This window comes from Bacillus cereus group sp. MYBK222-1 (assembly GCF_051916425.1).
In the GTDB taxonomy this organism is placed as follows: Bacteria; Bacillota; Bacilli; order Bacillales; family Bacillaceae_G; genus Bacillus_A; species Bacillus_A paranthracis.
Window position 1 is genome coordinate 142,187 of sequence record NZ_JBQAGP010000009.1, and the last position, 22,021, is coordinate 164,207.

Here is a 22,021-nt window from a genome sequence, read left to right on the forward strand (position 1 = left end):
ACGTTTTTATACCATTATACTTTTGTCCGTATGATGATATGCTATAGTTTTGGAGAAGCGAAAGGTTGATTGTAATGAATATATGGTTAAGTATGTTAACGACGACAGGGCTCGGAGCGATTATTGGAGGATTTACAAATCATTTAGCGATAAAAATGTTATTTCGTCCTCATCGTCCTATGTATATTGGGAAGTTTCAAGTGCCATTTACACCAGGATTAATTCCGAAGCGCCGCGATGAACTTGCTGTTCAATTAGGGAAAATGGTTGTAGAACATTTGTTAACGCCAGAAGGAATCGGCAAGAAGTTAACAAATGAAGAGTTTCAAAAAGGTTTAATCCACTGGGCACAAGTAGAAGTGGATAAAGTAATGACGAATGAACAGTCACTGCGACACATGTTAGAAAAATGGGACGTAGCGCATGTAGAAAAAGAAGCAACTGAGAAAATCGAACAGGTGATTACAGAAAAGATTCAGGCATTTTTAGAAGAGTACTATACATATACATGGGAACAAGCTTTACCTCATTCTGTTCATGAGAAAATAGAGAATGCGATCCCAAATGTCTCGGCGTTTATTTTAGATCGAGGAATCAGTTTTTTTGAAAGTGAAGAAGGGAAAGCGCGTCTTTCAAAAATGATTGATGATTTCTTTGCTTCTAGGGGGACATTGCTTAACTTAGTCGGAATGTTTTTAGGGAATGTAAGTGTAGTGGATCGTGTGCAGCCTGAGGTCATTAAGTTTTTAGGGCAAGATGGCACAAAGCAGCTTTTAACTGAAGTACTGCAAAAAGAGTGGGAAAAGTTAAAAGGAAGAGATGTAAAAGAAGTAGAAACGTTTGTAGAAAAAGAAATGATTGTAAGCTCTATATTGTCAGCAGTTAAAGTTGAGGAAACAGTAAGTAAATTTTTAAATCAATCTGTGCAGCAAGTATGTGAGCCAGTTCGAGAAACAATTATGGAAAAGGTAGTTCCAAGTGCAGTAACGAAAGGCTTGAAGTGGGGAGCAGAAAACGTAGCGAGTATACTAAATAATCTCCACTTGGCTGAAATTGTGCAGCAAGAAGTGTCCACATTTTCCACGAAGAGACTAGAAGATTTAGTGCTGTCCATTACAAAAAATGAACTGAAAATGATTACGTATTTAGGTGCCTTATTAGGCGGTATGATTGGAATCGTGCAAGGGTTATTACTGTTGTTTCTGAAATAATAAGATATGTACATACAAATAAAAGTGAAATTTCTTCACATCTCTTGCATAGTTTGATATGGTAAGAAGAGGTGCGTATGTAAATGCACGTAAAAGGCAGTGCGTATGATAAGCGCTAGCCTTCTAAAGGAGGAAAAATAAAATGACAAAAAACATTCATGATGTAGCATATGAATTACAAAAAGCAATCGCTGAAAACGATGACTTCAAAACGTTAAAAGAGAGCTACGCAGCAGTTCAAGCTGATGCAGCTTCAAAGAACTTATTCGATGAGTTCCGCACAATGCAACTTAGCCTACAACAAAAAATGATGCAAGGCCAAGAAATCACTGAAGAAGACAACCAACAAGCACAAGAAGTTGTAGTTCGCATTCAACAAGATGCTAAAATTACAAAGTTAATGGAAACTGAGCAACGCTTAAATGTTGTAATCGGCGACGTTAACAAAATTATCATGAAGCCACTTGAAGAATTATATAGCGCGCAACAACAAGCGTAATAGTGGAAGACGCCCCTTGTATGGGGCGTCTTTTTTGTTACTTACAAGAATTTATAATCAAACCTTTCGTATATTTTCGTTTAAACGCATTTGTATTGCGGTGAAGTATTCCTAATATTTATTGAAAAAAATCATAGTTTGTAAAAGTATTTTAGGATCATCCTGCAGTAATCGTTTATCTATTTCGTAAGGACGCATTAGTTCTTCGGTGAAATAATTGTAAGTCTTACATATACTATATTTACTAATGACGAAATGGATAAAAATAAAAAAGAGAGGTAAGAGTAGATGGGAATCCTTATAGATTTAAATAGTTTTAGAACGGAAATATTAGCGAAGCATGTACTTCATATGATGATAGAAAATGATTTCTTTTATCAAGGATCGCAATTGGTTGAAAATGTTTGGGTGAATGATTCAACTATTTTTATAAATAATGTAAAGATACTTACAAAAGGTATTGAAATTTATAAGAAAAATAATGAGTATTATTTAACGCATCAAGCGGATAATACTAGAGTTATATTATATTAATATAATATATAGAATGTGGTAGGAACTTACAAATTCTATATACTTTATGTTATAATTTTCCCTTGTCTAATGAAAGTGTATATGTATTTTTATAGGGCTCTACTTCTTTTATGAAGTGGGGTTATTTTTAATTTTTCGTTAAGGGTGTAAAATACTATTTTTGTTTGGGGATTGTGTGTATTCGAAAAGGAGTTATGCAATGATAAAGAAAATGTGGAAATTTAAGGTTCAGTTTTTTATTTTATTACTAACGATTGTAGTTAGTTGGTACTGTGCTAGCTTAATAAAAAATTATCCTGAAACTGGAATATCGGTAAAATATAATTCTGACCAGTATGTTATATGTGATCTCTCGAAATATAGCTGGGCAGGGAAACGAGATTTTCAAATTGGAGACATTATAGAACAGATTGATGGTGAACCGCCATCTAAACATTTTACAGTTTCATCGTACCATTCAATTGAACAGGTGAAAAAAATAACGTTAAATAGGAATGGAGAAATAAAAGAGTTTGAGATAGAGTACCCGCCTTATAGTAAACAAGTTTTCTATCATCTTATTATTCCTATTGGTTTTTATATAGTATGTCTTTTAATGGTATTATACCTATTAATATTTGTTCCGGAAATAAATCGTAGTACAAATGATTTATTATATTTTTTAATTTCACTTGGAGTTAGTTTCATTAGTATTATAGCTGCTCAAAGAAAAGATACTTTATCCTTTATTGTGGCGTCACTTTCACTAGTATGTGTATTTACTTTCTTTATAAGATTTATGAAAATGTACTTCTCTAATAATCAAATAAAGTTTTTAACACCAAAACAGTTAAAAATTTTAAATTTCATATCAATATTTCTCGTTATATTAAGCATTCTTATACACATAAAATATAATGAATGGGCTAATTTATTTACAATTACTTTGAGTGCGCTACTATTTTTGTTTACAGTGTATCTTTTAGTAAGATTTTATTTTAAAAGTGGAAATAGCAGTTACTTTAAATATTTAAAAATTATTATTATTAGTTTTTTAGTGTCAGCAATTCCATTTATATGTTTATATTTAATTCCGAATTTGTTTTATGGAGAAGAGTTTATAAGTAGCGAAACGACAGGCATATTTTTCTTATTTATTCCGATTTGTATTTTTTATTTAGTAATCTCAGGGAAGATGTTTAATTTTAAATTTATTATTCAGCGACTTCCGTATTATATAGTTTTATCAGTAGGCGTTAACATGTTCTGTGCAGTATTAGGTATGGTCATCTTTGAAGACAGCGATGACCATTTATTAAAATGGGTTAAATTTAGAATAATTTCTATTATAATCTGTATTTGTTTTTTATACATTAAAGATTATATAGATTTAAAGCTAAGAAAAAGTTTGTATCATCATCAAAAAAATTATCAATTTAGTTTGCATCGTTTCTTACACCAAGCGAAAAATGAATATAAATTGCCCAATCTTATTTATAGTATAAGAAGAGAAATATCAGATATATTGAAAATTGAAGAAACGTGTTGTGTGGAAATAAATAAGAGAGAACATTCTATTCATGTTCTCGAGAGTGAATATATTCCAAGAAGAACAATAGAAGCATTATTTAATCATCAGTTGGACACGTATCAAGTAGGTTCCATCATACAGCTGGATAATCATTTTGGGTGTGTTCTTTCTATTTCAGGAGAAAAAATGATTATTTTAGTATGTAATCATAGTGAAAAAGAAAATTTAAATATAGATGAAATGGTTTGGATAGAAACATTATGTAATTATACAGATTTACTATTAGAATGCTCTAATCAAATTGAAGATTTATTAAAACAATTACAAGAAATAAATGATTTTGAGCAACCACCAATGTGGTTGGCAAGGCTTATGTTTAAACTATCTGAAAAAGAAAGAACGAATCTTGCAAGTGATATACATGATGGAGTTTTACAAAATCAAATACGTTTGTCTCGAAAATTTGAGAGTTATAAAGCTCGTGTTCAAGATGAAGAAACGAAAAAAATATTGAATGAAATTGAAGATGAACTATTAGATCATATTTATACAATTCGGGAAACATGTAATAATTTGAGACCACCATTTCTATATGAGTTAGGTTTAAAACAAGCACTCATAAATTTATTTAAACAAATTAATTTAAAAGCGACATTTTTCTTTTATTATGATATTCCTGAACGAATTGTTGCACCAAGTGTTGAACATGAACAAGCAATTTATCGAATTATGCAAGAGTTATTAAATAACGCTATGAAACATTCAAAAGCAACAAACGTAACAGTAAGATTATTTGAAAAAGACGAGCATTTATATTTAACTTATATAGATAATGGAGTTGGGATTGAGTTAGATGAAGTAAACTATTCTTACAACACATTAGGCTTGTCTGGGATTGTTACTAGAATCCAAAGTTTGAATGGAGAAATGACTGTTGAATCAAAACCTAATCGTGGGTTACAAATAATTATTAAATTTTAGATGAATCATCAGATGATACGATAATATTGAAAGGGTGATAATATGATTTCGGTACTTGTAGTAGATGATCATGTCGCAGTAGGGTTAGGGACGAAGGCGTTAATTGAAAAATATGATGATATGCACGTAGAGGTAGTACATGATAGTACAGAAGTAGAGCAATTGCTTAAGGATAAAAAGTATGATGTATACTTAATTGATTTACAAATGCCTAATGTGAATGGCTTAGATTTATCTAAGAAAATTATAAAGTTACATCCAGAGGCATCGATTCTTATTTTTACAGGGTTTGATATATTTTCTCATTATAATTTACTTATAGAAAATGGTGTTTTAGGCGTATTAAGTAAAACCTCATCAGAAGAACAGGTAATTAATTCGATTCGTCATGCGGTGAAAAAAGAGGTAGTTTTATCTTATCAGCTTATTCGACAGTTAAGAATAAAAGAAGCGATTTCGAATATAAAGAATAAAGATGGAGAAATTACGAATCAAATTTCATTAAATGAAGATGAAAAACAAATCTTAATAGAAGTGAGTAAAGGAAAGACAAATAAAGAGCTTGCTGAAATTTTAAATTTAAGTCAACGTTCTGTAGAGTATAAGCTAACGGATATATTCCATAAATTAAAAGTTTCTTCTCGAATGGAAGCTGTGCAGAAGGCGAAAGAATTGTGGTTGATTCCGTCGCTTGATTTGTAATTTACTAAAGTAATAATGATAAACAAATAGGTTTTTCTTCACGAAAGTGAAGAGAAACCTATTTGTTTATAAAGAGAAGTATCGAGATTGCGTTTTAGCGCAATTCATTTTGCGTGAAGACACTCTAGTTTTTCGTTTCGATATTTGGAAATAATGGTTAATCTAGGTATAGAATCGATGTGATATAGAGATTAGAAAAGTTATATTGATTCTTTAAAAAGAGATATCTAAATAATATGAATGTTTCGTAAGAATGAGTGTTTAATAAGAATATGATATGGATAATTGAATTAGGAAATTAGTCCTAGAATTTAGGTATCTTTAACACAATAAAGAGAGGAGGAGGAATTTGAAAACTAAGATCACAAACATTGGAAAAGTTTGTTTGGTTACCGGACTTGTTTTTACTCAATTTAGTAATCTTGATGTTTTTTCAAGCACTGCATATGCAATTGTAGATAAAAACACATCACCTTTTATAATGGAGATTGACAAGAGTACAAAACAGGTGAATGAAGAAGCAATCTTTACTATTGAAAGTTTAAATAGTGAGGAGGAAACAATTGAATTTTCATTACCAGATGGTGCTGATTTTAATGAAGAAGTTACAAAGAAATTAAATACGGGAAATGTAATGGTTGATACCATCAGTGTAGTAGAGAATTCAAGGGTTCGAATTGAAAAAAAAGAATCAAACAATGCTTTAGGAAAAGTTTTTATAGTAGCTAAAATGACCAAACCTGGGGATTTTGAGTTTGAAGTAAAGAGCCAAAATGGAAATACTGAGGTGAAAAGAAATAAAATCAGTCTTAGTGTTTTAGATGAAATTAAAGCAACTAGTGATAAAAAGCATATAGAACAAGCGGAAAATTCATTAGTAGAGCAGAATAAGGCTATTAATGAGAATCCAATTGTTGAGGATATTTCAATCAATCAAAAAGGCTTTAATGAACCTGATGATATTCCCAATAATGAACTAAAAACAAAAGAGGATACAAATAAAAAATCACCATCCATAATGGATGAAAAGATTTATGATGAAAAAACAAATCAATTTGCTGAAGATGGAAATGCTCATCAAGTAGAACTAGATCGGAAAAATATAGAGGATCCAGTGGTGGCAGATAAAAAAGAGGAAAGGGAAATTCCTTTGACAGAGTATGCTGCTGGTTCTTATCAAAGTATTTTGAAATACCCCGATGTTAAAGTAATTAATGAGGGGACAGGAGCGGGTCCTTCCATTCCAGGGAAATATGCATTTCAATTAAGATGGAGTCCAGACGTAAGTTACGAAGTATCAGGGGAAAATCGTACTTATGCTGCATATTATAGATTCAATAGTGGAAATGCTAATAAACAGTCTTACGTATTGATAAAAAATGTCGGGTTTTATAATGGATCATGGATAGATTTACGTATTAATGTTCTAGATATTAGTAGTGGTTATATTGATATATATAAGCCTACGAGTAAAAGGAGTGCAGGTGACTTTTTAAGGATAAATTATCATGGTTCTAAAGGTTCTGCGGCACAACTTTCTTATGAATTTATCAATCATAAAACAGGGCATACAACACCAGTATCATCAATGTGGAATTTTAAAAGGCTAAATGGCTATAAGTCGATAGATTTACGGACAGATGGAAATTATTTAACTAATCTATATACGTATAATACAACTACTATTGCGTATAAAGATAATGGTAATAGAACAAATAACTTTGTTGGTACTGGCGGTGGAGAAAAATCAAATACGAATATGTCGATTACATTTGATGAGATTGAAGAGTTACCCGTTCGCTTAAATTTAGAAAGAAGTACAGGGTGGTTAAAATATGAACGTGATGCGATTTCTAAAGTTGAGATGCCGGCACCAGATGTTGAGGGTAACACGACAGAAGATGATTCACAGGAGTTCTCTTATTATATCTATCAAAATGTGCCTTCTCAATCCGCGACATCTTATTATGCAAAATCGTTATCTATTGAAAGTGAAGTAGATGCAAGTTTTAAGCTTAATAATGTAAAGATAACAGATGAAGAACATAATGATGTTAGTAACTTTTTTGATGTAACAAGAAAAAATAATAAAATTATTGCTACAGCAAAAACAAATATAGTTAGAACAAGTCAATTCAATGATAAATTTTACAGAATTAAAGTAACGGGTTCACTGGTAGAAAATACTGATTTTATGAAGTATTACAAAAATGGATATCTCGAAATTCCAGTTGAAGCTAAGAACTATGTAGATGGTGACAAAAAAGGGCAAACAAGTAATCGGGATATCGCAAAAATAAAGTATAAAGGTATTCCTACAGGAGAAGCAGTTCCTCAAACTGTTAAAGTTGGTACTGATATATCTAAAATGGATATTTCAAAATTTGTAACAAATTTATCTGTGGATACGAATGCGAAAATAGATAAACCGATATCTGTAGTACGATTAGAGGATATACCAAAAACGAATACTCCGGGTGATTATACTGTTACAGCGATAATCAAAACGAAGCAGGGGGTAGAGGCAAAAGTTAAAGTCCCTATAAAAATTGTAGAAGGAACTTTGAAGCTAGTAAATGTCCCGAAAGCAATTTCTTTTAATAACTTAGTTATTTCATCTAAACCAACGATATATGCCCCCTCTTTCATTGATGGAAAAGTAACAGTAGTAGATGGGAGAGCGAAGAAGCAAAAATGGCATTTAGGTGTAAAGGAAATAAAACCACTTACATCTAATAATGGTGATCAGTTAATTGGTGCGATGATTTATACAGATAAAAAAGGCACCAACCATACGTTAAATATGGAAAATACGGAAGTATTATCACAAACTTTAAAAGACGATAACGATTATGATGTTTCTTGGCATAAAAATCAAGGGATTCGTTTGCAAGTGGCCCCAGGTCCCAATGTGAAAATTAATACTAAATATCAAGGTGAGTTACAGTGGACGTTAACAGATGCTCCTATTTAAAAAATTATATCTAAGGTGAGAGATTAGGTATAAAACTTAAAAAGGAGAGAATGTAATGAGAAGAGGCTTATTTTTGATATATGTTACATTTACTTGTTTAACAATGTTTGTATATTGCGAAACGGTTTTAGCAGGTAGCATGAATTCGAAAGCGGGAATAACTTTTTCAAATAGTTATAATCCAGATATAACTACCGATTCAATTATACCGGATGGATCTAAAGTAGTAGATAATACATCAGATGACCGTATGAATAAAAAGTTACTACCAAAAACAGGTGGGCATTCATCCTCACCAGTTCAATATGTGGGAGTAGGAATTATGTTAGTAGCCTTGGCTGTTTTTCTAGTAGTTAGAAATAATAATAGGGAAAATAGAAACAATGTTTCTATTCAATAAATAAACTCACAATAATGGAGGGAAATCATGAAATTAACAAAATTAGCATTAGCAGGCGCAGTATCATTTTCAACAGTATTAGCAGCAGGAGCACCAACATTTGCAGAAGAAGCTGGGAAAATGAATTCTTTAACAGATGTGACTTTCACAGAGAATAGTGAAGTTACGAAGCCAATTAACCCAATTGATTCAGAAGAAGAAGTAACAACAACAGGAAATCCAGATGATCCAGATGATCCAAAAGATCCAAAAAACCCGGATGATCCAGAAAATCCAGAAGATAACAACCATGAAGATGGAACACAAGGTCCATTAAGCATCGATTATGTATCGAACTTCCATTTTGGTAAACATAATATTTCTGGTAGTGACCAAGTTTACTATGCAAAATTAGATACAGTAAAAGCAAAAAGTGGAAATAAAGAAGTACCAAACTTCGTACAAGTAACAGATAACCGTGGTACAAACAAAGGGTGGAAATTAACGGTAAAGCAAAATGGTCAATTTAAAGCGGCAGATACTGAATTAACAGGTGCGGAATTAAAGTTAAGCAATCCGTTTGTAAATTCTGCAACAGATAAAAAATTCGCTCCAGCGGCAAAAGAAGTAACTTTAAATCCAGATGGTTCTACGCAAGAAGTAACAATCGCTGAAGCTGGTAACGGTATGGGAACATGGACGACTGCTTACGGTAAAGACAATGTTGAAGGAGCAAAGAGCGTTAGCTTATCTGTACCAGGTACAACTGCGAAAGTAAAAGATACAAAATATAAAACATCATTAACTTGGACTTTAGAAGATACACCTCAATAAGTTTTGTGTTTAGAAAATTAAAAATATAGAGATTGAAAAGGAGAAAGAATATGAAACTAACAAAATTAGCATTAGCAGGAGCAGTAACTTTATCAGCGTTAGCAGGAAGTACATCAGCATTAGCGGCTGAGCAAGATGGAGGAACATTGAATTCAAAAGCATTTATCAAATTTGAAAAGAACACAGATACTGTAGATCCAACGAATCCAATTAATCCAGATGAAGTAGTAGAACCAGTAGTAGATCCAGAAAATCCAGATGATGTACATGAAAAAGGTACAGATGGTCCATTAAGTATTGACTATGTATCAAACTTCAACTTTGAAACACAAAAAGCTTCTGGTAACAATGAACTTTACTATGCAAAGTTAGATACAGTAAAAGCTAAAGATGGAAATAAAGAAGTACCAAATTTTGTACAAGTAACAGATAACCGTGGTACAAATGCAGGATGGAAATTGTCAGTAACACAAAATGATCAGTTTAAAACAGCTGATGGCAAAGAATTAACAGGTGCTACATTAACATTGAAAAATGGAACTCCAAATTCAGCTTCAGGTAGCGATGCTCCAGCAGCTGCGCAAGATATTACATTAGTTCCAGGACAAGCATCAGATGTTTTAACAGCTCAAGAAGAGCAAGGTATGGGAACATGGACAAATGCTTTCGGTAAATCAGTAGAAGAAGGTAAAAAGAGCGTAGAGTTAAGCGTGCCAGGTAAAACGAAGAAAGAACAAGCACAGTACACAACTTCTCTAACTTGGGAATTAAAAGACGCTCCAATGTAATATTGGTTTACATGGAAAATTTTAAGAAAGAGATAAGGGTAGATTTACTATCTTTATCTCTTTCGTTTGTCTATTAAAATTATGAATGCGAAGGGAATTTAATATGAAATCTATAAAGAAAATAGTAAGTAGTTTATTAGTATTTGTTTTTCTTTTTAACGTTTTTAATCTTAAAGCGAATGCGGCAGAAATGAAATTTGCTGTAAACGCAGTAATTCCAGAGAATCAAGTTGATAAAAACCAAACATATTTTGATTTAAAGATGGAACCAGGACAAAAACAAACGCTTCAAGTGCAAATGAAGAATGATACGGATAAAGAGGTTGTCGTAGAAACACATGCAAATACAGCTATTACAAATAGTAATGGAATTACAGATTATAGCGTGATTGATCCCCAACTTGACTCTACTCTTAAAATCCCATTTTCTAAAATTGCTAAAGTAAAAAAAGAAACAAAAATTCCTGCCAAAAGTACAATTACATTAGATGTAAATGTTGAAATGCCAAATGAAAGTTTTGATGGAGTCATTTTAGGTGGACTTTATTTTAAAGAGAAAGAAAATGATAAAGAAAAGAAAAGCGCAAAAGAAGTGCAGATTGAAAATAAATATGCATATGCAATTGGTGTTGTCTTAAGGGAAACGGACGCCCAAGTAAAGCCAGATATGAAATTAAATGAAGTAAAACCGGGACAAGTAAATGCGCGTAACGTAGTGACAGCGAATTTGCAAAATATAAAGCCAGCAATGTTAAAGAATTTAAGTGTAGATGCAAAAGTTTATACAGAAAAAGGTAAAGATGTATTACATGAAACGAAAAAAGAAAATTTAAGAATGGCACCAAATTCTAATTTTGATTATGCAATTAGTTGGGATAATAAAGCTTTAGAACCAGGAACGTATCGCCTCGAAATGAAAGCAACTGATGGTGATCAAAAATGGGAATGGACGAAAAAGTTCACGATTGAAGGAAAAGAAGCAAAGAAGTTAAATGATACAGCAGTAGAAGCGAAAAAGGATTATACTTTGTACTATATTATTGGTGGTACTTTACTACTGATTGCATTGCTAGTTTTAGTGTTTTTATTAGGAAGACGTTCAAAGAAAAAAGAGAATGAGGATGAATAAGGTTGGAGAATATATAAAAAGCACTGTTACTTAAAGACAGTGCTTTTTATTTATGTACTGTTAGACATTTTGCGAAGCAAATTTGCGTTTAAACGATAAGGTTTTTCGGTGAAAATAGCAAAAGTATTATTTATACTATACTTACAGGGAAATAAATAATTTAACTTTTGTTTGTAGTTAAGTATTTATTTAGTCTGCTTCACGCTATTTCATGTATTAATTCTCAATTATTATTTTTCAGCACATAGTTTTAGTTATCGCTTTTCTGTGTACCTATTTTATAAATATTGAATAGCGCGAAGCTTTACCCTTACCCCATTAGTATTAATTGTTGGAAGGCTCCTTACATGTAAGGAGCCTTTTACGCATTTATCTACAGTTTTACATCTTTTATCGTTGTAAGCAAAAAATTTTTGAATTACCGAAAGAAAAATTGCGTTCATACGAGGGAATCATTCGGTGAAACAGAATGGATAATGTATTATAGTTTAATTAAAGGCAAAATAAAACTCGCGAGGGCTGATCACTTAATATATTGCCTTTTATTAAGTTGTTCAGTTATTTTTAGATATATCAAGATAGTATTAATAGGTAGAATGTTTTGAAAGACAGTCAACTGGAACTGTGTTTAGTTACAATGAGTAAAATAGTCATTTTATTATGTTTTAATCATCGTTAGAGAAGTGAAAATTAACTTTTAGTGATGAGTTACTCCAATAATAAAAGTCCTATATCTTGTCAATATAGTGATTTTTATTGTCCTTTGTTATTTGTTGTTAATTCTGGAGAGACCTTCTTTATGAAGGTCCTTTTTTTATGTTTTAATACAATTTGAATTATTTTTTGAAATACTCAGTCTCAATGTTCTTTTCCCTCAAAAACTTTTCAATCTCTTTTTGCTTTCTTCCATTCACTTTCTCAAAGCGCTTTGTAAAAGAAAAATCAGTCTTGAACAAGTTACCATCTTCAGCGAGTTTGTCTAATTCTTGCTCTAGTTCTACTGAAAGTGCCGTAGACGCTGAAATGTAATCATGAATTTCCTTTGAAGGCTGTTTGTAATCATCAGGAAGCGTATTGTTACTAATAAAATGATGGAAGTTCGCATCGTTTTGTTGAGCTAAATCTATTAGTTTTTGTAATTTCTCTCGGTCGGATTCCGTAACCTTCTCGTCAGACATGACTGACGAAAGTGGAACGATGTTTTCGTATAACTCTCCGCTATAATCTAAATAAGTTTTTATATTTTGTTTTATTTCATCTTCATTAATCATTTCATTCTTTTTTGAGGAAGTAAATATCGTTTCCGGAATTTTAACCGTAACATCTTTAATAGATTGTACATCGTTTTCTTCCTTAGGTTGTGCACTGTTTGAACAAGCTGATAGAAATAAAACTGTAAGTAGCATGAGTGAATATAAAGTATATTTCTTCATTTTAATCTCCTTTTACATTCATTAGTGTCTTTGTAAAATAGCAATATTCCATTTCAAATACTTTACTAAAAGTGCGTATATATGTTTGACCATTTGGTAAGATATGACGGATATGAGTAAACCGACGCAAAAAGCGATGAACACATTATAAACATCGGAATAACTAATTTGATGAAACCCTTTAAAGAATCCTAATCCTATTAATAAAATAGGTGAAATAATTAATACTGGAGTGGCAATGATAAGTGCTAGAAGAAAAGGTAATAAAAAGAGTAGTACGAAAAAGGCGATAAAGATAAAGGCAAAGTTTAAAACACTTAAGCTCATAACAGAAAATAGTGCAGTTATCATATTTTTGAAGCTTCGTTTCTTGTCAGCATTGCTTATTGCATAGGAAACATTAAGTTCTTTAGCAATAGCTTTAGGGTTTCCTAGTTTTTTAGAAATTTCTTCTTCGCATATTCCATCCTGTTTACCACTAATAAAATGAGTTTCGTACTCTGAGATGATATCCTCCTTTTCTGAATTAGGTATATTCCGTAGGGAGGAACTAAGTTGGCTTAAAAATTCACTTTTGTTCATTGTAATCACTTCCCTTTATAAAATAATGAATTATAGCTGAGAATTCGCTCTTTTTTGAGAGGGGGATATACTAACTACGAATGTTATTCCAATTAATGGGTGTTCCAATATTTACAAATATATCATTTAGTAGTGTTCTTTGCAAGGTACTGTAAACATTTTGGTACCGTGATGAGATGGAAGTTTTTTAGATTTTTTCGAGAAAATATGAAAATATTATTTTAAGATAAATAAAGGGTTGTAAGCGTATTCCTTAATGAGTGTCATAAAACTGTCAAATTCATATCGTTGGAAAAATAATGCATTTGTAATATAATGATAAATAATACTTCACCACATTAATTAACCAGGTGAAGTTTAAAATCTTTATTACACAAATTATGAAACAAAGGAATGGTTAGTTTGAGTACAGGTGTAAAAGCAAACGACGTGAAGACAAAAACAAAAGGAGCAGATCTTGTTGTTGATTGTTTAATTAAACAAGGTGTTACACATGTTTTCGGTATTCCAGGAGCGAAGATTGACTCTGTATTTGATGTACTGCAAGAAAGAGGACCAGAGTTAATTGTTTGTCGTCATGAACAAAATGCAGCATTTATGGCAGCTGCGATTGGTAGATTAACAGGAAAACCGGGCGTATGTCTTGTAACTTCAGGACCAGGGACATCAAATTTAGCGACAGGTCTTGTTACTGCGAATGCGGAGAGTGATCCCGTTGTTGCTTTAGCTGGTGCAGTTCCACGTACAGATCGATTAAAACGTACGCACCAATCTATGGATAATGCTGCACTATTCGAACCAATCACAAAATATAGCGTAGAAGTAGAGCATCCTGATAATGTGCCAGAAGCATTATCAAATGCATTCCGAAGTGCGACTTCCACAAATCCAGGCGCTACTTTAGTAAGTCTTCCGCAAGACGTTATGACTGCGGAAACGAATGTAGAGTCTATCGGTGCGCTTTCTAAGCCACAGCTTGGAATCGCTCCCACACATGATATTACATACGTAGTAGAAAAAATAAAAGCAGCGAAATTGCCGGTTATTTTACTCGGTATGAGAGCAAGCACAAATGAAGTGACGAAAGCTGTTCGTGAATTAATTGCGGATACAGAACTTCCTGTCGTTGAAACATATCAAGCAGCTGGTGCGATTTCACGTGAATTAGAAGATCATTTCTTCGGCCGCGTTGGCTTATTCCGTAACCAACCAGGTGATATTTTACTAGAAGAAGCGGACCTTGTTATTTCTATCGGTTATGACCCAATTGAGTATGATCCGAAATTCTGGAATAAACTTGGGGACAGAACGATTATTCATCTTGATGACCATCAAGCAGATATCGATCATGATTACCAACCAGAGCGTGAATTAATTGGTGATATTGCCTTAACAGTAAATAGTATCGCAGAAAAATTACCGAAACTTGTGTTAAGTACGAAATCAGAAGCAGTATTAGAACGATTACGTGCGAAATTATCAGAACAAGCAGAAGTTCCAAATCGTCCTTCAGAAGGTGTTACGCATCCACTTCAAGTGATTCGTACACTTCGTTCTTTAATTAGTGACGATACAACTGTTACATGTGACATCGGTTCCCATTCTATTTGGATGGCGAGATGTTTCCGTTCTTATGAACCACGTAGATTATTATTTAGTAACGGTATGCAAACGTTAGGTGTTGCACTCCCTTGGGCAATCGCAGCTACTTTAGTAGAACCAGGTAAAAAAGTAGTTTCCGTATCAGGTGACGGTGGTTTCTTATTTTCAGCGATGGAGTTAGAAACGGCGGTACGCTTAAATTCTCCAATCGTCCATCTCGTTTGGAGAGACGGCACATATGATATGGTTGCATTCCAACAAATGATGAAATACGGCAGAACATCAGCTACAGAGTTTGGGGATGTTGATCTTGTGAAATATGCGGAAAGTTTCGGGGCGTTAGGTCTTCGTGTTAACACGCCTGATGAATTAGAAGGGGTATTAAAATCTGCATTAGCAGCAGATGGTCCTGTCATTATTGATATTCCAATTGACTATCGTGACAACATTAAATTAAGCGAAAAATTATTACCAAACCAATTAAACTAATGGAGGCAGATTTGAGATGACTGTTGCGCAATTAATGGATATTGATGCAAAAAAAACGAAAACGAGTAATGAAGTATATCAAACATCTACAATGCTTGCGCTATTAGATGGTATATATGATGGTGTGATTAGCTTTGAGGAACTAAAAGAACGTGGTGATTTCGGTATCGGCACATTTGATCAATTAGATGGTGAAATGATCGCGTTTGATAATGAATTTTATCATTTACGTTCAGACGGTTCAGCAGAAAAAGTAGAGCCAGAAGAAACAACACCGTTTGCGACTGTAACGTTTTTTGAGAAAGAAATGAGTTATACGATAGAGCGTCCGATGAATCGTGAAGAAGTGGAAGCATTATTACATGAATTAATGCCGAGTAAAAACCTATTTTATGCGATTCGAATGGATGGTACGTTCCGTGAAGTAAGAACGAGAACTGTTCCAAGACAAGAAAAACCGTATACACCACTCGTTGAAGTGACGAAATCACAACCAATCTTCTCATTTGAAAATACAGAAGGTACGCTTGCTGGATTTTGGACACCAGATTATGCGCAAGGTATTGGTGTAGCTGGATTCCATTTACATTACATTGATGATGAGAGAAGCGGGGGCGGACATGTTTTCGACTATGTTGTTGAAAACTGTACGATCCAAATTTGTCAAAAAGCTCATATGCATTTAGCACTTCCAGAAACAGCTGATTTTATGGCGGCTGAATTATCAAGAGAAAACTTAGAGGATAATATTGCGACTGCGGAAGGTGCAGAGTAAAAAGAGAAGCCGATTCGGCTTCTCTTTTATTTTGGGTTACTCCCGATATGTGGAACAATGCTCATCAGAAATAGAATAGTTCTCTTTACCAGTTAAGGCTGATACTTCTACTAATTGATGCCCAAGCCCATCCCATACTGTAACAGTATATAAGGATGACCATTTAATATTCCCACGAGCGAGTCGGAAAGAATAATAGTCGTTATCTGTTGTTACTAAAACTTTGTTATAAGTAATATTTTTCGTTTTTATATTTTATAAAATAAGGACAAAGTCTAGTTTATCTTCTTCTTTTGGAATTTGTAGTATTCTTGCTACAAACATTCCATTTGGATTTTTCTTCGTTTTATATACTTTTTCTGATTCTATTTTTAGTTCAGGTTTACCCCTCATAGTCTCTCCCTTTACATATGTTTATTTCTTTGAAACAAACGGATGCCCCTCATAATAAAAACGCCACGGATAATGTACAGCTTCTTCTGCATAGTCGATATTAATACGAGGACCTGCTGTTATTTTATATTGTGATGATATGTGTTTTTCTTCGGGGACGAGTTCAATATGTAATGTGTCACTTTGTAGGGATACACCTCGTTCTTCTAACGTAATGCCGAGGGCACGGCATAGTTTGCCAGGTCCGTTCGTTAAGTTTTTATATTGCGCTTTTGTAATGTCCGTTTTGTTGTAGCGCGCTAGTTTTATTTCTTCTATTCCATCTACTGGCTCAAGGGCTCGAATGAGCACTCCTTGCGGGGTACCAACTGGTGCTGTAATGACGTTAAAACAATGATACATACCGTAAATTAAATATACGTAAGCATGTCCCGGTGCACCAAACATGACTTCTGTGCGATCCGTCCGTCTGCCGCCATAACTATGTGCGGCCTTATCATCGGGACCTTTATATGCCTCTACTTCAACAATGATTCCGCTTCGCTTTATTCCGTTTACAATATGAACAAGTTTTTGTCCGAGTAATTTCTTTGCCACTTCTAACGTATCGCCTTCATAAAAGGAAGGAGGTGCCTGCATTGTACTATCTCCTTTACTGAGTGTATATGTATATAGTAAACCAAATTTTCAGTAGAAATTCTAACTCGTTCTATTTGCTACATTTATTTCATAAATTATGGATAGAGTACAACAGCGAAGAGGGGGAGTGCGACATGATTTATCGCTTACTAGCTCTTAATATAGATGGGACACTACTATACAACAACGGAAAAATTGCAAAAGGATTACGTGAAACAATTGAATTTGTGAAAAGAAAAGACGTATACGTTACATTATTTACGAGCCGTAATTTTCAATCTGCTCATAAAGTAGCAAAAGCGTTAAAATTAGATTCTATATTAGTGACACATGGTGGTGCTTTCGTTTCAGCAACGTTAGATAAGCCGTATGTTCAAAGAAGATTATCGGAAGAGAAGACATTTAACATTGTGCAAGTATTAGAGCACTTTGATTGTAACGTCCGCATCTCTCATGAACGGTTTTCAATCGGAAATCGTGAGAGAAATACACCAAACTTAATTGCACGTACTGTATTATCAAGTGCAGACCCGTTATTTTATCCAGTTCAATTTGTAGATTCGTTAGGTGATGCGCTTCGTGATCATCCAGTCGCGGCGCCAAAAATTGATGTTCTTTTCCAAACGAAAGGTGAAAAAGAAAGAGGGCTCAATACATTAAGAAAAGCGTTTCAAGATATAGAGTATATTGAATGTGATTCAAAACGAATAGGAATTTTGCCGCAAAATGTATCAAAATTACGCGGATTACAATTGGTTGGAGAGCATTTGAATATTTCGCTAAATGAAATGGTTGCGATTGGAGATAGCATGGAAGATTTAGAGGTCATTGAAAATGTGGGTCTCGGGGTAGCGATGGGGAACGCGCCTGTAGAGGTAAAACAAGCAGCCGACTGGATTACACGTTCAAATAGTGAGAACGGCGTAGAATATATGATTAAAGAACATTTCCGCAAGCAATTCCCGCTTCCGTTTTTGAAAAATCATAAAAATACACCGAAACGATAAAGGAAAAACGTAGCTTTTGGCTACGTTTTTTTATTAGTTTTATCCCGCTTTAACGGACAGTAAGACCCCACCTCAAAATTCAGCGGAAGCAAAGAAGTTAGGTGGGGGATGAACAGAACCCCCACTGATTAAAGTTTCACTTTATTTTGAAAATGAAAGCGTTCTATAAAGGTGAATTGTGTCTGGAATCTATACAATTCACTTGAATCCTTTAGAAAACTGTTGTAAAGTGAATGATGTTGCCAAAATAGTTACACCATATGAAATATTCTCCAGATTAATTTTGTTGAGCTCCGTATGCAAAAAAATACTCCCGCATGATAGTTTCATTCACGTATTATCTCAAAAATGAATTGTAGTAATTATATTAATTAGTTGTAGAGTTTCTTTGGTTTATTTAAATGGATTATTTTAAGTTAATGTCAGTAAGGATTGGTACATATGAAAAGTACTTCTTTTCATAAATTTAGGAATTATAAAAGGGGGAATGAATTTTTTGAGGAAATCATTTAATCAAAAAATCAAAAAATTAAGTAGTAGTTTTATAGTCGTGTTACTAGTATGTATGAATTTTTTAATCCATTTACCATATAAAGCAGAGGCAGCTACAACAGAATTAAAAGGTTTAGGTGATGTATCTTATTACAATGCAATCATTTTTGGAGATCATAGTGCAACGAGTGCGGATATTGAGGGTGCGATGGCTATTCAAAAAAATATGAATGCATCAAGTTATACAGTCTTAGCGGCTGCAACGGGAGCACATAACTTAGCAGGAGCAACTTGGGTAGATGAAGGATACCCATCATTATTACTAGGCGGTCAATTTACGAAAGCGGGAACAGGACAAGTAATTATTCAAGATGGAACAGTGGCAATGACAAAAGATGGTGATCCAGAAGGTGCAATGAAATCATCATATGACCGTATCTCATATAAAGAGCAAGCGGAGATTGATGCTAAGTTTAAAGAATTTAGAAAAGACGTTGATGGTGTAATTGGGGATGCAAGTAAACTACAGACTGATAAGCCAAAACCTAATATGAGCTTTGGAATCGGTGAAGATGTAAACAACCCTAATATTTATGTCTCTTCAGGCCAAACGGGAAAGAAAGCATTTGATGTAAAAGACGTTTTTCTTCCGAATGTAGAGAATAAAGACTTTATTGTTATTTATTCAGATGCAGAAGAAGTGAGTTTTGGTGGCGGTGCAATTTTGTATGATACAAGAAATACTGGGATGGCGACGGATTTAATTAATACATCTCAAGCATACGACCCTAATTCATCTTTTACTGAGTTAGCTAGTAAGGTAATTTGGGTATTTCCTAATGCTACAAAGATAACAACTAAAGGTTATGGTGTAGTAGGTAGTGTGTTTGCACCTAATGCAGTTGTAGAAACAAAAGGTGGTTCTATTAATGGACAAGCCTATGTTGGAGGATTACACCAAAGAGATGGATTTGAGGTTCATAACTTTAAATTTAACTGGCCAAAGTGGAAAAATCCAGCAGCTGAAAAAGGAAATTTACAAATTAAAAAAGTTGATGAAAACGATGAAAACATTGTTTTAAAAGACGCAAAATTTGATGTTATAGATAAAGAGAATAATGTTGTAGATACGGTTACAACAAACGAAAAGGGTATTGCGGAAGTTAAAGATTTACCATTTGGTGATTATTTTGTAAAAGAAATTAGTGCACCAGAAGGATATATAAAAGTTGATACACCAGTAAAAGTAACAATTGATAATACAAACATAATTGAATTTGTTATGAAGAATACGAAAAAAGTAGAAAATGGTCAATTTAAATTATTGAAAAAAGATAGTGAATCTGGTCAACTTCTACCAGGTGCAAAATTTGATGTTATAGATAAAGATGGGAACGTTGTCGAAACAATTATTACAGATGATAAAGGTGAAGCTTTATCAAAACAACTTCCAGTTGGAACATATACATTAAAAGAAGTTGAAGCACCGAAAGGATATGAATTATCATCTAGTTCAGTTTCTGTTGATGTAGAGGCTAATAAAGTAGTAACTGTAGATGTGGTGAATAAAAAGATCCCCGAAAAAGTAACAGGTCAATTTGAAATCGTAAAAGTGGATGCAGAAGATAAAGCGAAAGTATTATCAGACGCAGAATTTGAAGTGTACAAAGATGGTAAAAAAGTAGAGACGTTACGAACAGATAAAACAGGTAAAGTAATCTCTCAGAAATTAGAGCCAGGAAAGTACACATTAAAAGAAACGAAAGCACCACAAGGGTATAAATTGCTGAAAGAAGAAATTGAAGTCGTTGTGGAAGCAAACAAAGTAGTACAAGTACAAGTAGAAAATGCGAAAGAACTAGGAAGCTTACAAGTAATCAAAAAGGATGCAGAGAGTGGAAAAGTTCTAGAAGGCGCAGAATTTAGACTAAAGAACGAAAGTGGTCAAGTAGTTGGAGAAGCAAAAACAACGAATAAAGACGGTGTTGTGAAATTCGAAAACTTAGTGCCAGGAAAATATACGTTAGAAGAAACGAAAGCGCCAGAAGGCTACAAAGCAGTCGAAGTAACAGTCGAAGTAAACGTAGTAGCGAATGAAGTAGTAAAACAAGAAGTTACGAATGAAAAAGTAACAGGTCAATTTGAAATTGTGAAAGTAGATGCTCAAGACAAAACGAAAGCATTATCAGATGCAGAATTTGAAGTGTACAAAGATGGTAAAAAAGTAGAGACATTACGAACAGACGAAACAGGTAAAGTAATCTCTCAGAAATTAGAACCAGGAAAGTACACATTAAAAGAAACGAAAGCACCACAAGGGTATAAATTGCTGAAAGAAGAAATTGAAGTCGTTGTGGAAGCAAACAAAGTAGTACAAGTACAAGTAGAAAATGCGAAAGAACTAGGAAGCTTACAAGTAATCAAAAAGGATGCAGAGAGTGGAAAAGTTCTAGAAGGCGCAGAATTTAGACTAAAGAACGAAAGTGGTCAAGTAGTTGGAGAAGCAAAAACAACGAATAAAGACGGTGTTGTGAAATTCGAAAACTTAGTGCCAGGAAAATATACGTTAGAAGAAACGAAAGCGCCAGAAGGCTACAAAGCAGTCGAAGTAACAGTCGAAGTAAACGTAGTAGCGAATGAAGTAGTAAAACAAGAAGTGTTGAATGAAAAAGTGAAAGAAGAAATTAAAGGGCAATTAGAAATTACAAAGGTAGATGCTAATGATACAAATAAAACATTAGCAGGTGCAGTGTTTGAAATTTGGAAAGACGGAACAAAAATCGATACATTAACATCAGATGCAAATGGTAAAGCAACTTCGAAAGAACTGGATCCAGGAGATTATATTTTAAAGGAAGTTCAAGCGCCAGAAGGTTATGAGTTATCTGATAAGGAAATCGAATTTACGATTTCTAATCAAAAATTTGAAGTTGTAAAACTTCAAATTACAAATAAAAAAGAAACAGAAAAGCCAGGTGAAGAAACAGAAAAGCCAGGTGAAGAAACAGAAAAGCCAGGTGAAGAAACAGAAAAGCCAGGTGAAGAAACAGAAAAGCCAGGTGAAGAAA

At 33.5% G+C, this 22,021-nt stretch carries 17 protein-coding genes and 1 pseudogene; 14 read left to right on the plus strand and 4 right to left on the minus strand.

Annotated features, from left to right (window positions below; genetic code table 11):
• The first annotated feature begins 74 nt into the window (after positions 1–74).
• The 10 genes from ACTFR9_RS25455 to ACTFR9_RS25500 all read left to right on the plus strand — a co-directional run bounded on the left by ACTFR9_RS25455 (position 75) and on the right by ACTFR9_RS25500 (position 11,541).
• A complete protein-coding gene (locus tag ACTFR9_RS25455) occupies positions 75–1,211 on the plus strand; it encodes a DUF445 domain-containing protein (RefSeq protein ID WP_142242807.1) in 1,137 nt (378 codons plus the stop codon).
• A gap of 142 nt (positions 1,212–1,353) precedes the next feature.
• A complete protein-coding gene (locus tag ACTFR9_RS25460) occupies positions 1,354–1,710 on the plus strand; it encodes a YlbF/YmcA family competence regulator (protein ID WP_000164606.1) in 357 nt (118 codons plus the stop codon).
• Positions 1,711–1,998: 288 nt separating this feature from the next.
• Positions 1,999–2,244, plus strand: coding sequence for a hypothetical protein (locus ACTFR9_RS25465; protein ID WP_000511817.1), 246 nt, complete (start codon positions 1,999–2,001; stop codon positions 2,242–2,244).
• 199 nt (positions 2,245–2,443) lie between these two features.
• Positions 2,444–4,735, plus strand: a complete 2,292-nt coding sequence (locus ACTFR9_RS25470) for a sensor histidine kinase (RefSeq protein WP_229136805.1) — start codon at positions 2,444–2,446, stop codon at positions 4,733–4,735.
• Positions 4,736–4,777: 42 nt separating this feature from the next.
• Positions 4,778–5,437: a response regulator transcription factor gene (locus tag ACTFR9_RS25475; RefSeq protein WP_000626495.1), complete on the plus strand. Its 660-nt coding sequence runs from the start codon at positions 4,778–4,780 to the stop codon at positions 5,435–5,437.
• A gap of 349 nt (positions 5,438–5,786) precedes the next feature.
• Positions 5,787–8,411 carry an adhesive domain-containing protein gene (locus ACTFR9_RS25480; protein WP_076855670.1) on the plus strand — a complete coding sequence of 875 codons (2,625 nt, stop codon included), beginning with the start codon at positions 5,787–5,789 and terminating at the stop codon, positions 8,409–8,411.
• Positions 8,412–8,466: 55 nt separating this feature from the next.
• Complete coding sequence (locus tag ACTFR9_RS25485; RefSeq protein WP_001252493.1) at positions 8,467–8,811, plus strand: LPXTG cell wall anchor domain-containing protein; 345 nt, start codon at positions 8,467–8,469, stop codon at positions 8,809–8,811.
• Between the two features lie 27 nt (positions 8,812–8,838).
• Complete coding sequence (locus ACTFR9_RS25490) at positions 8,839–9,624, plus strand: WxL domain-containing protein (RefSeq protein ID WP_000778936.1); 786 nt, start codon at positions 8,839–8,841, stop codon at positions 9,622–9,624.
• A 50-nt stretch (positions 9,625–9,674) separates the two neighbouring features.
• Complete coding sequence (locus ACTFR9_RS25495) at positions 9,675–10,412, plus strand: WxL domain-containing protein (protein WP_000778945.1); 738 nt, start codon at positions 9,675–9,677, stop codon at positions 10,410–10,412.
• Positions 10,413–10,515: 103 nt separating this feature from the next.
• Positions 10,516–11,541: a DUF916 and DUF3324 domain-containing protein gene (locus ACTFR9_RS25500; RefSeq protein ID WP_000835829.1), complete on the plus strand. Its 1,026-nt coding sequence runs from the start codon at positions 10,516–10,518 to the stop codon at positions 11,539–11,541.
• Between the two features lie 836 nt (positions 11,542–12,377).
• Here the strand turns inward: ACTFR9_RS25500 and ACTFR9_RS25505 are convergent.
• Both ACTFR9_RS25505 and ACTFR9_RS25510 read right to left on the minus strand, forming a co-directional pair.
• Entirely contained in the window at positions 12,378–12,974 is a 597-nt protein-coding gene (locus tag ACTFR9_RS25505) for an NDxxF motif lipoprotein (RefSeq protein ID WP_076855671.1), read from the minus strand.
• Positions 12,975–12,995: 21 nt separating this feature from the next.
• Positions 12,996–13,556, minus strand: coding sequence for an HAAS signaling domain-containing protein (locus ACTFR9_RS25510; RefSeq protein ID WP_076855672.1), 561 nt, complete (start codon positions 13,554–13,556; stop codon positions 12,996–12,998).
• 402 nt (positions 13,557–13,958) lie between these two features.
• Here ACTFR9_RS25510 and alsS point away from each other — a divergent pair, with 402 nt between their 5' ends.
• Together alsS and alsD are read left to right on the plus strand one after the other, a co-directional pair.
• On the plus strand, positions 13,959–15,647 hold the full coding sequence (gene alsS / locus ACTFR9_RS25515; RefSeq protein WP_000103507.1) for an acetolactate synthase AlsS: 1,689 nt from the start codon (positions 13,959–13,961) through the stop codon (positions 15,645–15,647).
• Positions 15,648–15,663: 16 nt separating this feature from the next.
• Entirely contained in the window at positions 15,664–16,422 is a 759-nt protein-coding gene (alsD, locus tag ACTFR9_RS25520) for an alpha-acetolactate decarboxylase (protein ID WP_076855673.1), read from the plus strand.
• Between the two features lie 36 nt (positions 16,423–16,458).
• Here the strand turns inward: alsD and ACTFR9_RS25525 are convergent.
• Together ACTFR9_RS25525 and ACTFR9_RS25530 are read right to left on the minus strand one after the other, a co-directional pair.
• Positions 16,459–16,815, minus strand: a pseudogene (locus tag ACTFR9_RS25525) (hypothetical protein).
• 21 nt (positions 16,816–16,836) lie between these two features.
• On the minus strand, positions 16,837–17,454 hold the full coding sequence (locus ACTFR9_RS25530) for a DNA-3-methyladenine glycosylase (protein WP_001148814.1): 618 nt from the start codon (positions 17,452–17,454) through the stop codon (positions 16,837–16,839).
• A gap of 134 nt (positions 17,455–17,588) precedes the next feature.
• Between ACTFR9_RS25530 and ACTFR9_RS25535 the strand changes: the two genes are divergently transcribed.
• Together ACTFR9_RS25535 and ACTFR9_RS25540 are read left to right on the plus strand one after the other, a co-directional pair.
• A complete protein-coding gene (locus ACTFR9_RS25535) occupies positions 17,589–18,461 on the plus strand; it encodes a Cof-type HAD-IIB family hydrolase (protein ID WP_440049035.1) in 873 nt (290 codons plus the stop codon).
• Positions 18,462–18,948: 487 nt separating this feature from the next.
• Positions 18,949–22,021, plus strand: a 3,073-nt coding sequence (locus tag ACTFR9_RS25540) for a SpaA isopeptide-forming pilin-related protein (protein WP_440049036.1), incomplete at its 3' end; no start/stop codon positions are given.